This window comes from Streptomyces sp. NPDC045701, from assembly GCF_056432045.1.
Window position 1 is genome coordinate 63,100 of sequence record NZ_JBWKJV010000020.1, and the last position, 13,803, is coordinate 76,902.

General features: G+C 72.0%; 15 protein-coding genes. 5 read left to right on the forward strand and 10 right to left on the reverse strand.

What is annotated here, in order from left to right; translation table 11 throughout:
• Positions 1 to 186: 186 nt before the first annotated feature.
• Both AC07DW_RS21190 and AC07DW_RS21195 read right to left on the reverse strand, forming a co-directional pair.
• Complete coding sequence (locus AC07DW_RS21190) at positions 187 to 447, reverse strand: DUF397 domain-containing protein (RefSeq protein WP_478859208.1); 261 nt, start codon at positions 445 to 447, stop codon at positions 187 to 189.
• Positions 444 to 1,268 (reverse strand): helix-turn-helix domain-containing protein, encoded by an 825-nt coding sequence (locus AC07DW_RS21195; protein WP_478859209.1) that lies wholly within the window; start codon positions 1,266 to 1,268, stop codon positions 444 to 446. Before AC07DW_RS21195 ends, AC07DW_RS21190 begins: the two co-directional genes overlap by 4 nt.
• An 82-nt stretch (positions 1,269 to 1,350) precedes the next feature.
• Here AC07DW_RS21195 and AC07DW_RS21200 point away from each other — a divergent pair, with 82 nt between their 5' ends.
• Complete coding sequence (locus tag AC07DW_RS21200) at positions 1,351 to 1,761, forward strand: hypothetical protein (protein ID WP_478859210.1); 411 nt, start codon at positions 1,351 to 1,353, stop codon at positions 1,759 to 1,761.
• A gap of 423 nt (positions 1,762 to 2,184) precedes the next feature.
• Here the strand turns inward: AC07DW_RS21200 and AC07DW_RS21205 are convergent, their stop codons facing one another.
• Positions 2,185 to 2,874 carry a GDSL-type esterase/lipase family protein gene (locus tag AC07DW_RS21205; RefSeq protein ID WP_478859211.1) on the reverse strand — a complete coding sequence of 230 codons (690 nt, stop codon included), beginning with the start codon at positions 2,872 to 2,874 and terminating at the stop codon, positions 2,185 to 2,187.
• A gap of 59 nt (positions 2,875 to 2,933) precedes the next feature.
• Between AC07DW_RS21205 and AC07DW_RS21210 the strand changes: the two genes are divergently transcribed.
• Entirely contained in the window at positions 2,934 to 3,917 is a 984-nt protein-coding gene (locus tag AC07DW_RS21210; protein ID WP_478859212.1) for a WD40 repeat domain-containing protein, read from the forward strand.
• Between the two features lie 49 nt (positions 3,918 to 3,966).
• Here AC07DW_RS21210 and AC07DW_RS21215 read toward each other — a convergent pair whose 3' ends face one another.
• Positions 3,967 to 4,854, reverse strand: coding sequence for a LysR family transcriptional regulator (locus AC07DW_RS21215; RefSeq protein ID WP_478859213.1), 888 nt, complete (start codon positions 4,852 to 4,854; stop codon positions 3,967 to 3,969).
• 84 nt (positions 4,855 to 4,938) lie between these two features.
• Between AC07DW_RS21215 and AC07DW_RS21220 the strand changes: the two genes are divergently transcribed.
• Positions 4,939 to 5,799, forward strand: a complete 861-nt coding sequence (locus AC07DW_RS21220; protein WP_478859214.1) for a PhzF family phenazine biosynthesis isomerase — start codon at positions 4,939 to 4,941, stop codon at positions 5,797 to 5,799.
• A 14-nt stretch (positions 5,800 to 5,813) separates the two neighbouring features.
• Here the strand turns inward: AC07DW_RS21220 and AC07DW_RS21225 are convergent, their stop codons facing one another.
• From AC07DW_RS21225 to AC07DW_RS21235, 3 genes are all read right to left on the reverse strand, one after another.
• A complete protein-coding gene (locus AC07DW_RS21225; RefSeq protein ID WP_478859215.1) occupies positions 5,814 to 6,419 on the reverse strand; it encodes a class F sortase in 606 nt (201 codons plus the stop codon).
• A 36-nt stretch (positions 6,420 to 6,455) separates the two neighbouring features.
• The gene (locus tag AC07DW_RS21230; protein WP_478859216.1) at positions 6,456 to 7,232 is read right to left on the reverse strand and encodes a hypothetical protein; all 777 of its coding nucleotides are present in this window, start codon (positions 7,230 to 7,232) and stop codon (positions 6,456 to 6,458) included.
• A gap of 539 nt (positions 7,233 to 7,771) precedes the next feature.
• Positions 7,772 to 8,551, reverse strand: coding sequence for a TetR/AcrR family transcriptional regulator (locus tag AC07DW_RS21235; protein ID WP_478859217.1), 780 nt, complete (start codon positions 8,549 to 8,551; stop codon positions 7,772 to 7,774).
• An 87-nt stretch (positions 8,552 to 8,638) separates the two neighbouring features.
• On the opposite strand from AC07DW_RS21235, the gene AC07DW_RS21240 reads away from it, so the two are divergent.
• Both AC07DW_RS21240 and AC07DW_RS21245 read left to right on the forward strand, forming a co-directional pair.
• Complete coding sequence (locus AC07DW_RS21240; protein WP_478859218.1) at positions 8,639 to 9,610, forward strand: ATP-binding cassette domain-containing protein; 972 nt, start codon at positions 8,639 to 8,641, stop codon at positions 9,608 to 9,610.
• Entirely contained in the window at positions 9,607 to 10,437 is an 831-nt protein-coding gene (locus AC07DW_RS21245; protein WP_478859219.1) for an ABC transporter permease, read from the forward strand. Before AC07DW_RS21240 ends, AC07DW_RS21245 begins: the two co-directional genes overlap by 4 nt.
• Positions 10,438 to 10,493: 56 nt before the next feature.
• On the opposite strand, the gene AC07DW_RS21250 is transcribed toward AC07DW_RS21245, so the two are convergent.
• The 3 genes from AC07DW_RS21250 to AC07DW_RS21260 all read right to left on the reverse strand — a co-directional run bounded on the left by AC07DW_RS21250 (position 10,494) and on the right by AC07DW_RS21260 (position 13,799).
• Positions 10,494 to 11,153 (reverse strand): DUF4360 domain-containing protein, encoded by a 660-nt coding sequence (locus AC07DW_RS21250; RefSeq protein WP_478859220.1) that lies wholly within the window; start codon positions 11,151 to 11,153, stop codon positions 10,494 to 10,496.
• Between the two features lie 205 nt (positions 11,154 to 11,358).
• Positions 11,359 to 12,477 (reverse strand): phosphoserine transaminase, encoded by a 1,119-nt coding sequence (serC, locus tag AC07DW_RS21255; RefSeq protein ID WP_478859221.1) that lies wholly within the window; start codon positions 12,475 to 12,477, stop codon positions 11,359 to 11,361.
• 71 nt (positions 12,478 to 12,548) lie between these two features.
• A complete protein-coding gene (locus AC07DW_RS21260; protein WP_478859222.1) occupies positions 12,549 to 13,799 on the reverse strand; it encodes a cytochrome P450 family protein in 1,251 nt (416 codons plus the stop codon).
• Positions 13,800 to 13,803: the final 4 nt, after the last annotated feature.

Genomic DNA, 13,803 nt, shown 5'->3' on the forward strand with positions numbered 1-13,803 from the left:
GTCGGGTCCGACTTCGATAGACTCGTCAAACCGTAGGGTCGTAAGACCGGCCTGAACAGATGTTCATCGTTATCGGCCAACTTTTCCTCAAGCTTGACCGATAAGGCATGGGCTGGTTCGGATGGGCGGTCCCGCACGACCAGTGCGAGATCCGCTGGCAGACATCTCTGGCGGGCCTCCGGCTTGTCAGCCAGCCTGGCCGAAGTGCCGGGAGGGCCCGTCCGATACGAAGGCCGACCAGGCGGCGGGGGAGAGGGTCAGGGCGGGGCGGGTCACGTCCTTGGAGTCACGGACGTGGACGATGTGGGGGCAGGTGGCCACCTCGACGCAGTTGCCGCCCTGGTCGCCGCTGTAGCTGGACTTCGTCCAGGCGAAGGCGATCTCGACGCAGGCGCCCTGCTGGTCACCGCTGTAGCTGCTCTTGAACCAGTTGAGGTCGCTTCTCATAGCTCTTGGGCCACCTGTTCGACGAGTTCGGCGGAGTCTTCCGGAGTGAGGGCCTGTGCCCGCAGAATGCCATAGCGCGCGAACACATCGCCCACGTCAGGCTGTTCGCTCAGGAAGTAGCGTCCACTCTGACCTTCGACGTAGACAAGCTGGCTCCGCCGCCCAGCTGTCTCCAGCAAGATGAATGGCCCGTTCAGCCCGGCGTGCGTGCGCCGCTCGTGCGGCATCACTTGGATCTCCACATTGCTCATCCGTGAGATGCCCAGCAGGTGCAGCAGGTTCTCCTTGAGGATCGCTGGTCCGCCAATGGGCCGGGTAAGCGCCGCTTCCTCAAGTACGAAGCTGACCAGCGGTGCGGGTCTGCGGTGGAACAGGCGTTGCCGTGCGATCCGCGCAGCAACCGAGGCCTCGATCTCATCGTCGAGTGGCGGGCACGCGCAGGCGAAGACTGCCCTGGCATAGGCATCGGTCTGAAGCAGGCCGGGAATCAGGTGGTTCTCGTACCAGTGGATGCCTGCGGCCTTCGCCTCCTCCTCCAGGTAATCCTCGAACCATGCCGCCACACCGCTCGCGGTGAGCTCCTTCGCGACCTCCAGCAGTGCACCTTGTGCACCAAGCAACTCGTCCGCCAGCTCGACAAAGTTGCCCCTCGGGCGGCGCTCGCCGCGCTCGATCATGGCCACCTGGGACTTGGAGTAACCGGTCTCCCGGCCCAGCACCTCCTGGGAGACCTTCGCCCGTTCGCGGTGGAAGCGCAGCAGCCTGCCGAACGCCTTCGCGGCGCCCGGAGTGCCGTTGTTGCCGATGTTGCCGATGTTCACGCCCGCCCTCCCTGGGTGCACAGTCCCGCACAGACGCCCTGTGGTGCTGGTCACGGTAGGACCGGACCGCGAAGCTGGCCGCATGAATCCGTGCAACTCACCCCATGGGGATACGTCCTGGATCCCCGCCTCCGGGCACGCCCTGCGGCATGCGGGCATCCACTTCGACGCCGTACGCGTCAGAGGGCTGTTCGGCGAGGAAGTGGCCTACATGCTCATGGAGTTCACGCACTTCGAGGCCGGGCCGATCGTCCGGGAGCTGGCGGGGGAGCGGAACATGTACTTCCTGCTGCCACCGCGGACGGCGGCCGGGTACGCGTGGCCGGCCGGGGCGCGGGCGTTGAGCCGGAGCGGGCGGAGTGCCGCGTTCGTGGGCATCCCCGCGCTCGTCGGGCTGACCTGGCCGCTGGACTGGAGGTCGCGGCCCACGGCGGAAGTGCCGTTCGTGGAACCGGACTTGTTGTACGAAATGGTGGGTCGTGCGCTACGGTGACCGCATCATCACGCTCTGTGTGCACACATGGAGCGGTCCCCGGCGGTGCGCCAACACCGTCCGAGGACCTTCACCACTAGTGGAGCTAGAGGTCCACCAGAAATGCTTCGGCATGCTATCGCGCCCGTTCGGCGCTTCACCAAGGTCTCGCACGATCTCGTACGGCACCGTCGCCTCGGCAGCGACGCGAAACTGCTGGTCATCTATGTGCAGGGGCTTCCCGAATCCGAGGCCGCGAAGCCGCTCGGCGAGCATGCCGACCATCTGGGCATGAAGCCCCGGGCCTTCCAGCGGGCCAAGGAAGAGCTGCTCGCGAACGGGTTCTTCCACCAGTGGCGCCGGCAGTGCGGCCGGGGCCGGTGGATCACCGACCAGCTCCTGTCCAACGTCACCCTCACGGGCGAGGGGGCGAACCGGCTGCGACTACGGGGTGCGCGGGGCGTACGGCCCGCCCAGCCCCCACGCCTGGTGCATCGCCGTCGCGAAGGCGGCGGCGAGCTTGTGCTCGCCGGACGGGCCGGGGTGCGTGCCGTCGTAGGTGTCGGTGGCGATGTCGTACGCCTCCGGCACCGAGGCCAGCAGCAGCGGGGAGCCCGGCGCGTCGAGGTCGGCCACCGCCTTGGCCAGCAGCTCGTTGAAGCGGGCGCACTCGGCGGCGAAGGGCGCGTCGTACTGGGCCCGCACGTTCGGGATCACGGGCAGCAGGACGGCCCGGACGTGCGGGTTCGCGGCGCGGGCCTCGGCGACGAAGGCACGGACGTTGTCGGACGTCTGGTCGCTGTTGGTGTAGAAACCGAGGTCTATCAGGCCCAGGGACACCAGCAACACGTCCGCCCCGGTCGTGGTGACCGCGTCGCCGATCAGCGGCGCCATGTGCAGCCAGCCCTCGCCCCAGCCGGACAGGTGCCTGCGGGCGGGGGCGGGGAAGGCGGGGTCGGCGTACGCGTGCGAGACGGCGGCGTCGGCGGTCGCCTCGTACAGCCCGGTGCGCGGGCCCACGATGCCGTACCGCCCGTGGAGGGTCGCTTCGAGGTGCTGCCACATCCGGTAGCGCCAGGTGTAGTCGCCGGCGCGTCCGATGGTCATGGAGTCGCCGACGAACATGAAACGCATGGGGGTCATCATCGCCGACCGGGGCTCTGGTGTGCGATGTGACCATGGACACTGGGGGCATGCGTTCGTTGCGTACGACCCTGGGGGCGGCCCTCGCCGCGGTGGTGCTGGCCGCCGCCCCGGCCATGGCCGAGGGCGAGGACGACGGGTTCACCGTCGAGGACCCCCGGATCACCGAGTCGAGCGGTCTCGCGGCGAGCCGGGCGCACCCGGGCGTCTACTGGACGCACAACGACCAGGACGGACCCCGTGTGTTCGCCGTCGACGGGAGGACCGGCCGCACCGTCGCCACCGTCACCCTGCGCGGCGTCGGCACCCCGCGCGACATGGAGGCCGTCTCGGTCGGGCCGGACGGCGCGGTGTACGTCGGCGACATCGGCGACAACCTCGACGGGTCGTGGGACCACGTGTGGATCTACCGCTTCCCGGAGCCGAAGCGACTGCGCGACCAGAGCGTCGACGCCACGCAGTACACGGTGCGGTACGCCGACGGGCCCCGTAACGCCGAGGCGCTGATGGTGCACCCGAGGACCGGGCGGGTGTACATCGCGTCCAAGCACGAGGACGGCGGCGGCCTGTACGAAGGGCCCGCGCGGCTCTCGGCGGGCGGCCCGAACGTCTTCCGGCGGGTCGGCGAGGTGCCCTGGGTCACGGACGGGGCGTTCTCGCCGGACGGCGGGGAGCTGGTGCTGCGCGGGTACTTCAGCGCGCGGGCGTACGCGTGGAAGGACGGGCGGCTCGGCGCCGAGAAGCGGCTGGACGCGCCGATCCAGCGGCAGTCGGAGTCGGTGACGTACACGGTGGACGGCAAGGCGCTGATGTACGGCTCGGAGGGCACGCGCAGCGAAGTGGTGCGGGTGCCGGTGGAGGAGGACGCGCGCCCCGCGCCCGGCCGGAGTCCCGGCGGCAGCGGTACGCCCGCCCCCGCGCCCCCGGGCGGTGACGGCGCCACCGGCGACGGCGACGCAACGGTCGGCGCGCTGGTGCTGGCGGGGGCCGCCGTGCTGGCCCTGCTGTGGCGGCGGGCGCGGCGCCGGGACTGACCTCGGGGCGCGGGGCGCAGGGGCGGCACCCGGTGGGGCGCCGGACCGGTCAGCCCGCGACGTGCCGTACCAGCTCGCGGGTGAAGGCCTCCGCGGCCGGGGCGACCCACCGCTTGCGGTGGCGGGCGAGCCGCAGGGGGACGTCGGGGAAGCGCGGGCCGCGCACCCGCGCCAGCCGCCCCTGCCGCAGGTGGTCCTCCACCGTCGTGAGCGGCAGCAGGGCCAGGCCGAGGCCGGCGGCGACGCAGCTGCGTGCCGCGTCGACGCTCCCGAACCGGGTGAGCCGGGGCCGGGCGCCGGGTACCGCGAGCAGCCGCCGCTCCAGGTCGTCGCTGTAGGAACAGCCCTGCTCCAGCAGGAAGAAGCTCTCCGCCGCGAGGTCCTCCCAGGACGCCGGGCGCGTGCGCGAGGCGAGCGCGTGGCCGGTGGCGCACAGGAGGGCCAGCGGTTCGCGGGCGATCGGCTCGGACACGACGTCGGGGAAGTCCGCCTCGTCCTCCAGCAGCAGGGCCACGTCGAGGTGGCCGGACCGCAGGCCCTCGACGCACCGCCCGGTGCCGGCGGGGTGGAGGTCGACGTCCACCTCGGGGTGGCGGGTGCGCAGGGCGGCCAGGACACCCGGCAGCCGGGTGGAGCACAGCGACTCGGGGGTGCCGACGACCACCTGGCCCCGTACGGCGCCGTCGCTCCGGGCCCCGGCCCGCAGCCGCACCACCGCGTCGAGGACGTTCTCGGCCTCCTCCAGCAGCCGCCGCCCCGGCTCGGTGAGCACCGCGCCGGTGGGGAGGCGGTCGAAGAGCCGGACCCCGAGCTCCCGCTCCAGCGCGCGGACCTGCACGGTCACCGTGGACTGGGCCAGGTGCAGCTCGCCGGCGGCGGCGGTGAAGCTGCCGGTGCGGGCGAGGACGGTGAAGGTGCGCAGCAGCCGGGTGTCCACCCGCCCAGGGTATGCGGGAGTCGCATGGGGATCATCGGAAACCATTGTTGGACGTGATGGCGCCGTGGAGGCCAGCATGGGCGCATGACCTCCACCGAATCGCCTCTGCGGTACACCGCGTTCACCAGCGACCCCGAGGGCGGCAACCCCGCCGGTCTCGTGCTGGACGCCGCCGGGCTCGACGACGCGGCGATGCTGGCGATCGCCGCCGGACTCGGGTACTCGGAGACCGCGTTCGTCACCCGCCGGGACGACGCCGCACGGCGGTTCCGGGTCCGCTACTTCAGCCCGCTGGCGGAGGTGGCGTTCTGCGGGCACGCCACGGTCGCGCTGGCCGTCGCGCTCGCCGAGCGGCTGGGCGCGGGCGACCTGCTGCTCGACACCCCCGTGGGCGAGATCCCCGTGGCCACCACGCAGGACGGCACGGGCACGGTCCTGGCCACGCTCACCAGCGTGCCCACCCACAGCCGGCCGGCCGGGAGCGCGGAACTGGACGCCACCCTGCGCGCGCTGCGCTGGTCCGCCGCCGACCTCGACCCGGACCTGCCGCCGCACGTCGCCTTCGGCGGCAACGACCACCTGGTCCTGGCCGCCGCCTCGCGCGAGCGCCTGGCGGACCTGGCGTACGACTTCGAGGCGCTGGCCGCGGTGATGCGCGAGCAGGGGTGGACGACCGTGAACCTGGTGTGGCGCGAGTCGCCGGAGCGCTTCCACGCCCGCAACCCCTTCCCCGTGGGCGGCGTCGTGGAGGACCCGGCCACCGGAGCCGCGGCGGCGGCGCTCGGCGGCTACCTGCGCACGCTGGGCCTGGTCACCGGGGAGACGACGATCGCGATCCGCCAGGGCGAGGACATGGGCCGCCCGAGCGACCTGCTGATCGGCGTCTCCCCGACCGACACCCGCACCCGCGTCACGGGCCGGGCGGTGCCGCTCGGCCAGGGATGAAAGTAACCCACTTGCTACGTTCCGGGCCGTGCGCTGATGACGAGGTTGGCGCGGTAGGCGTCGGCTTCGTCGTCCCAGTCGGCGCAGGTGATCAGGGTGAGGTGCGGCTGGGCGGTGGGCCCGTATATCGCTTGGGAGGGGAAGGCGTCCTTGGGGTGGACACGCAGGTCGGCGACGGTGAAGACGGCGTCGCGGCCGTCGCGGCGTTCGATGGTGATGCGGTCGCCTTCGCGCAGGGCCCCCAGGCCGTAGAACGCGGCGGGGCCGGTGGTGGAGTCCAGGTGGCCGGCCAGGATGGTGTTGCCGCGCTCGCCAGGGGCAGGGGAGCCGGTGTACCAGCCGGCGTGATCGGCGTCCGTGGGCATGGCGATCGAGCCGTCGCGGGCGATGCCCACCGGCTCCACGCGCGCGTCCAGTCCTATGCGCTCGGCGGTGACGCGGACGGGCTGGGACGGCGGCAGCACCGCTCCCTCCCCGCCCTCGGTGGCGGGTGGATGGGAGTCATGGTGGGTGCGGGCGGAGACCGGGGGCGCGGGTGGGGGCGCCTGGCCGGGTACGAACGCCAGGGCGAGCATCGCCAGCCCGGTGGCGGCGAAGGTGGTGGCCGCCGCGGTGCACACACCGCGACGGCCTGTTCTCCACGTGCCGGGCATGGACTACGGCTGGCGGTTGGCGCGGCGGCGCACGGCGTACGCTCCCGCAGCGGCAGCCAGGAGGGCGGCTCCGGCGGCGGCCGCGGTGGTGTCCATGGCGCTCTGGGTGCCGCCCTGACCGCCGTGGACGGCGCCCTTGGCGGCCATCTTCAACGGCCCGCACAGCGCGGGGTTGGTGGCCTCGGAGGGCAGCTTGGGGTCGAGGTCACTGGGGCCGAGGTTGTCGTCGTACTTGCCGTTGCCGTTGAAGTCGATGCCGTGCACGACGACGACACCGGTGCCCTCTCGCAGGCTCTTGGCGGCTTCGTCACTGAGGTGGACGGTGCGCTCGTAGTGGACCTTGTCGCCGACGGGGAAGCGGTCCACCGCGAGCCCGGAGGACGGGCTGGTGTCGCCGGTGGTGGTCAGCGAGGTGCCGATGGCGCCGTAGAAGGGGGCGCCGTCGGTGGTGTTCAGGAACACCTTGCCGTTGCGCTCCTTGGCGACCGTCTCGGGCGGGCAGACGCCCTTGGCGGCGATGTGGAAGTGCTGAGCGTGCGGGGCGCCGGCCAGCAGGCCGCTGTGCTTGACCGTGACGTGAGCCTTGTTGCCTTCCAGATGCACTATGGCGGTGCCCGACCCGGTCACCTTGTTGACCTTGAACGGGCTGAGCGTCGCGTGCAGCGTGATGTCCCGGTCATGGCCGTGGGAATCATCACCGGCCACGGCGGCGGGGGCCAGCGCCACGGCGGGCGCCAGGGCAGCCAGCGCGGCGATCGCGCAGGCGATCTTCTTCGTCATTTTCTCTCCACTGCGGGGACAGGCGCGGACATCAGTTCCCAGGGGAGCTGATCAGGGGCAGTTGTTGCCACCAACCGAAACGTGCCTTTCGACACGCCGGCCCGCCACCGCAGCCGGACCGCCGGGCGGCTCGTCCGCGTCGCGCGGGCAGCCGGCAAGCGGCTCCGGACCTGGAGCTATTCGGCCCAGCCACTGACTCCCGGACGGGTCGGGCGGTTGATCCGGATGAGGTAATCGAGGGCGGGGGCGGTCCGCCGGCCGGGTCCGACCGGGTGGAGAGCGCCTGTCGACGCGAACTGCCGTCCGTCGCACGTGAATGGCGGCGGCCGGCAGGCGCGGGACCTGGTGCACGTCGACGACGTCGCCGAGGGCACCTTGCGATCCCTCGCCGGACCGAGGGCCACTACGTGAAGCGGGTCGAGGCGTTCCGGCCGCAGCTCCGGACCGGCTCCGGCAGGCCGCTGCCGTCCGGGTGACCGGCGGGCGGCCGAGCCGGGTGAGCCGCCACACGTCCGCCACCGCATGGGCAGAGCCGCCGGCTACCCCTGTGCCGCTTCGGCCACCATCGCTTCGAATCCGCCCAGCAGGGCCCGCAGGCCGAATGCGAAGTGGTCGAAGTCGGGGGAGAAGGCGTCCGGGGAGAGCGCCGCCGTCAGGGGGTACTCGCCGGTTCTCATGGCGCGGTCGAGGTAGGGCTCCTGCCGGGTCCAGAACTCCTCGTCGCTGACGCCGGTCTCCTTTGCCGCCTCGACCGTCTCGGCCTCCATGCGCGCGACGCCGGCGACGAAGCTCTGGACGGCGATGATCACGGAGATGAGTTCGGGGTCGGTGAGGCCCATGCCCTTCAGGCCCGTCAGGGCGAGTTCCAGGCCGCGCAGGGCGCTGGGGCCGAGGACCGCGCGGGTCTGGTTGACCTTCAGCAGCCAGGGGTGGCGGCGGTGGAGGTCCAGTTCGGCGCGGGCCAGCGCGTCGACGGCGGCGCGCCAGTCGCGGGGATCGGCCGGCGGAGGTTCGCGCATCGCGCCGCGCACCCGGTCGAGCATCAGGTCCAGCAGCTCGGCCTTGCCGGGGACGTAGCGGTAGAGCGACATCGTGCCGACGCCGAGGTCGGCGGAGAGCCGTCGCATCGAGACGGCGTCCAGGCCCTCCGTGTCGGCGACCGCCACGGCGGCGGTGACGATCCGGTCGAGGGTCAGCCCGCGCTTCGGGCCCCGGGACGGGGGCTCGCCGGTTCCCCAGAGCAGCTCCAGGCTGCGGAGGATGTCGCCGCTCCCGCTGGTCGCCGCCGACTGGGCGGATGTCCTGTCACTGCTGCTCATGGCGTCAGCGTAAATCACTGGACGAAAACTGAGTACGCTGTACGCTCCTGTGGGTACGGTGTACTCGGTTTCGGTGGGAGGGGCGTCATGGACGACTGGGCGGTACGGGCCGATGGCCTGGAGAAGCGGTACGGGGAGAAGCGGGCGCTGGACGGGTTCGACCTCGCCGTGCGGCCCGGCACGGTCCACGGCCTCCTCGGCCCCAACGGGGCGGGCAAGACCACCGCCGTACGGGTGCTGGCCACGCTGCGCCGCTTCGACGGCGGCCGGGCCGAGGTCGCCGGGGTCGACGTGGCCCGCGACCCGCGCCGCGTACGCGCTCTGATCGGCCTCACCGGCCAGTACGCGGCCGTGGACGAGATCCTGACCGGTCGTCAGAACCTGGAGATGTTCGGCCGGCTGTTCCACCTCGGCGGGCGCCGGGCCCGCTCCCGCGCCGCCGAACTGCTGGAGCGGTTCGGGCTGACCGAGGCCGCCGACAAAGGCGTCGAGGGGTACAGCGGCGGCATGCGGCGCCGCCTGGACCTCGCCGCCTCGATGATCCTCGCGCCCCGCGTGCTGTTCCTGGACGAGCCGACGACCGGTCTGGACCCGCGCGGCCGCGGCGAGGTGTGGGACGCGGTGCGGGACCTGGTGGCGGGCGGGACGACGGTCCTGCTGACCACGCAGTACCTGGAGGAGGCCGACAAGCTCGCCTCCCGCGTCACCGTCATCGACCGGGGCCGCGCCATCGCCGACGACACGCCCGAGGCGCTGAAGGACCGGGTGGGGGGCGACCGCATCGAGGTCGTCGCCGTCGACCCCGCCGACCTGCCGCGCGTGGCCAAGGCCGTCGCCCGCGTGTGCGAGGGCGAGCCGCACGTGGACGAGCGGCAGCGCCGCGTCCACGCGCCGGTCGCCGACCGGGTCCTGGCGCTCACCGAGGTCGCCAGGACCCTCCAGGACGAGGGCGTACCGGTCGAGGACATCGGGCTGCGCAGGCCGAGCCTCGACGACGTCTTCCTGCGCCTGACCGGCCACGCGGCCGACGAGGAGAACAAGGAAGGAGCGGTCGCGTGACCACCTCGCTGGAGCCCCTCGCCGGGCGCGGACGGGCCTACTGGGCGCTCGCGGACTGCTGGAACGTGGTGCGCCGGACGCTCACCCACTACCGGCGCAAGCCCGTCCACATCGCCTGGCAGCTCGGCTTCCCAATCCTGTCGGTCCTGCTCTACGGGTACGTCTTCGGTGGCGCGATGAAGCCGCCGGGCGGCGGCGGGGCGGCCGACTACCGGGACTTCCTGATGCCGGGCATGTTCGTGATGACGATGGCCTTCGGGTTCATCAACACCGCGACCGCCGTGGTCACCGACGCCGACAAGGGCGTCATCGACCGGTTCCGCTCCATGCCCATGGCGCCCTCCGCGGTGGTCACCGGGCGCGGCGTCACCGATGCGATCATCGCCTGTGCCGAGCTGACCAACCTGGCGGCGACCGCGTTCGCGATGGGCTGGCGCTCGGACGGCGGGTTCCCCGGCGCCGTGGCGGCGTTCGGCCTGCTGCTCCTGTTGCGCTACAGCCTGACCTGGGTCGGCATCTGGCTCGGACTGCTGGTGCCGGATCCGGAGGCTGCGGGCGGGCTGTTCGCGGTCGCGTTCCCGCTCACCATGATCTCCAGCGTGTTCGTCCAGCCGGGCACGATGCCGGACTGGCTGGGCGCGGTCGCCGCCTGGAACCCGATCTCCTCCACGGCGGCGGCCACCCGTGAACTGTTCGGCAACCCCGGTGCCGGGGGCGGGAGCTGGGTCGAGCAGCACGCCGTGCTGATGGCGGTGGTGTGGCCCGTGGTGATCACGGCGGTGTTCCTGCCGCTCGCTGTCCGGCGCTTCCAGCGGCTGAGCCGGTAGCACCTGCCGGAGGGTGGGCCCGCGGAGGGGGTGCGGGCCCACCCGGTCACCGGGGCCTACTTCGGGCACTCCTTCCAGGCCAGCCGGTAGACCGTCCTGATGTCCCCGTCCGTGGAGTCCATGGCGATGAAGCTGTTGGTCCTCGCCGGGTCCGAGGTGCCGGCGCTCACCCGCAGTTCGGTGTTGATGTTGAAGTTGCGCTTGGCGCCGCAGGGCGCCCAGACCAGCTGGCCCCAGTCGGTCTGGTCGGTGGCCTGCCAGTTGTTGTCGTACGGGCCCTTGTACGGGTGGCTCTTCTGGGCAGTGTCGGGCGAGCCCTGGAAGTAGTAGGACGCCTTCTGCACGGCGGTGGCGCCCGGCTCCAGCTTGGCGTAGCCCCGGTAGTCGGCGCTCGCGACGGCGTAGGTGAAGCCGCCCGGGACGTGGACGATCAGGTTGAGCTGGCAGTTCTTGCGGAAGTCGGTGGGTGTGGACCCGACGCCCACCTGGGCGAGGTACTCGCTGTACGTCACGGTGAAGGCGGTGTTGTCCGGGGCCACGGCGACGGCGGCCGTGCCCTGGGGGCAGCCCGAGCCGTTGACGGTCGCGATCTCGATCACGATCTTGTCGGGCGGGGCGACGATACCCGCCGCCGCGGGGGTCGGGGTGAGGGTGGTCGCCGCCAGGGCCGCGGAAGCGGCGGCGGCGGCGTACAGGGCTCGGGGTCTTCTGGACATGGGTCTCCGATCGGTTGCCGGTCGAAGTGGGGGGTCCAACCGTGGATGTTGTGCACATGTCAACCACATCCGGTAGTGGTGCCTCCGGAGTGCTACGGATGGTAGGGACCGGCGAGGGCGCCCGATAGAGCGGTTATCGGCCGCGTACGGAAGGGCCCCGTTCCCATCGAATGGGAACGGGGCCCTCCTCGTGCCGGCCGACCGGCTACAGCTTCTCGATGACGTGGTCGACGCACGCCGTCAGCGCCTCGACGTCCGCCGGGTCGACCGCCGGGAACATCGCGATCCGCAGCTGGTTGCGGCCCAGCTTGCGGTACGGCTCGGTGTCGACGATGCCGTTGGCGCGCAGCACCTTGGCGACCGCCGCCGCGTCGATCTCGTCCGAGAAGTCGATCGTGCCGATGACCTGCGAGCGCTTCGCCGGGTCGGTGACGAACGGCGTCGCGTACTTGGACTCCTCGGCCCAGCCGTACAGCGTGCGCGCGGAGGTCGCGGTGCGGCGCACCGACCAGTCCAGACCACCCTGACCATTGATCCACTTCAACTGCTCGTTCAGCAGGAACAGCGTGGAGAGGGCCGGGGTGTTGTACGTCTGGTTCTTCAGCGAGTTGTCGATCGCGGTCGGCAGCGAGAAGAACTCCGGGATGTGCCGGCCCGACGCGTGTACCCGGGCGGCCCGCTCCAGCGCCGCCGGGGAGAACACACCGATCCACAGACCGCCCTCGGAGGCGAACGACTTCTGCGGGGCGAAGTAGTAGACGTCCGACTCGGTCACGTCGACCGGCAGGCCGCCCGCGCCGGAGGTCGCGTCCACCAGGACCAGCGCGCCCTCGTCGGCGCCCTCGACGCGCTTGATGGGCGCGGCGACACCGGTGGAGGTCTCGTTGTGCGTGAACGCGTACACGTCGACGCCCGCCTCGGCCGCCGGCTCCGGGTGCGTACCCGGGTCGGAGGAGATGACGGTCGGCTCGGCCAGCCACGGGGCCAGCTTCGCCGCCTTGGCGAACTTGGACGAGAACTCGCCGAACGTCAGGTGCTGCGACTTGTTCTCGATCAGCCCGTGGGTCGCGATGTCCCAGAAGGCGGTGGAGCCGCCGTTGCCCAGGATCACCTCGTAGCCCTCGGGGAGGGAGAACAGGTCACGCACACCGGCGCGGACCTCGCCGACCAGGTTCTTGACCGGAGCCTGGCGGTGGGACGTGCCCAGGAGGGAGGTGCCGGTGGCGGCCAGGGCGTCCAGCGCCTCCGTACGCACCTTGGAGGGGCCCGCGCCGAAACGGCCGTCGGCGGGCTTGATGTCAGCGGGAATCCGGATCTCAGCCACGAATCGGAGCCTATCCGCTCAGGGACACGGCCGAAGACCGTGTCCGTCCGATGAGACACCGGACGGCGGGCTCAGCGCCGGGCCGGACCCAGCCGGACGGGCAGCTCGAAGAGGTCGTTCTGCGTGACGACCGGCTTGTTGCGCAGCTCGGAGGCGGGCACCGCGAGCGTGAGGCCGGGGAAGCGCGCGTACAGCGCCGGCAGGGCCACCCCCGCCTCCAGCCGGGAGAGCGCCGCCCCGGGGCAGACGTGCGGCCCGTGGCCGAAGGAGATGTGCCGGTTGGGCGAGCGGGTGATGTCGAACACCCCGGCCGTCGGGCCGTGCTGCTCCTCGTCGCGGCCGATCGCCCCGTACGACACGATCAGCGCGTCCCCCGCGGGCAGGATCCGGTCGCCGACCCGTACGTCCTCGGTGGCGAACCGGATCAGGACGTGGGAGGTGGGGGTGGAGTACCGGAGGGTCTCCTCGACCACCGCGTCCCAGCCCGCCTCGCCGGAGCGGACGAGGGCGAGCTGCTCGGGATGCGCGGCCAGGTTGACGACGGCGTTGACGATCAGCGAGATGGTCGTCTCGTGCCCGGCCGCCACCATCAGCTGGAGGGTGGAGACGATCTCCTGGTCGGTGAGGTGGTCGCCGTCCTCGGACGCGGCGATCAGCGCGCTGGTCAGGTCGTCGCCCGGCTCCGCACGGCGGGCGGCCACCACCTTGCCCATCATCTCCGCCAGCTCCCCGAGGGTCGCCACGACCTCATCGGGCGGCGTCTGGGTGGAGAAGAACTTGTCGAACAGCACCTTCAGGCGCGGATGGTCCGCCGGGTCGATGCCCATCAGGTCGCTGATCACGTACATCGGCAGGGGGTAGGCGAACGCGGCCTTCAGGTCGACCGTCTCGTCCGGCCCGTGCGCGGCCAGAGCGTCCAGCAGGCCCTCCGTCAGCTCGGTGATCCGCCCCCGCATCAGCTCCACCCGGCGCGGGGTGAGCGCCTGCGCGACCAGCGCCCGCATCCGGCGGTGGTCCTCGCCGTCCACGGTCAGCATCGACCGGCCGGGGTTGGCCAGGCCGATCAGCGGCCAGTCCAGCGGTATCTCGCCGCGCCGCCAGGCGCCCCACACCTCGATGTCCTTCACCAGCCGCCTGTCGGTGAGCAGCTCGCGCGCCTCCGCGTGGCGGGTGACCGCCCACACCGGCACCCCGCCCGGCAGGATCACCCGGGCGAGCGGTCCGGCCGCGCGCAGCGCCGCGCTCTCGCCGTCGAGGTCGGTGACGAAGGGGTCGAGGGCGATGGGCTCGCCCGCGCCGGCTGCTTGGGCTGCTTCGGTCACGGGG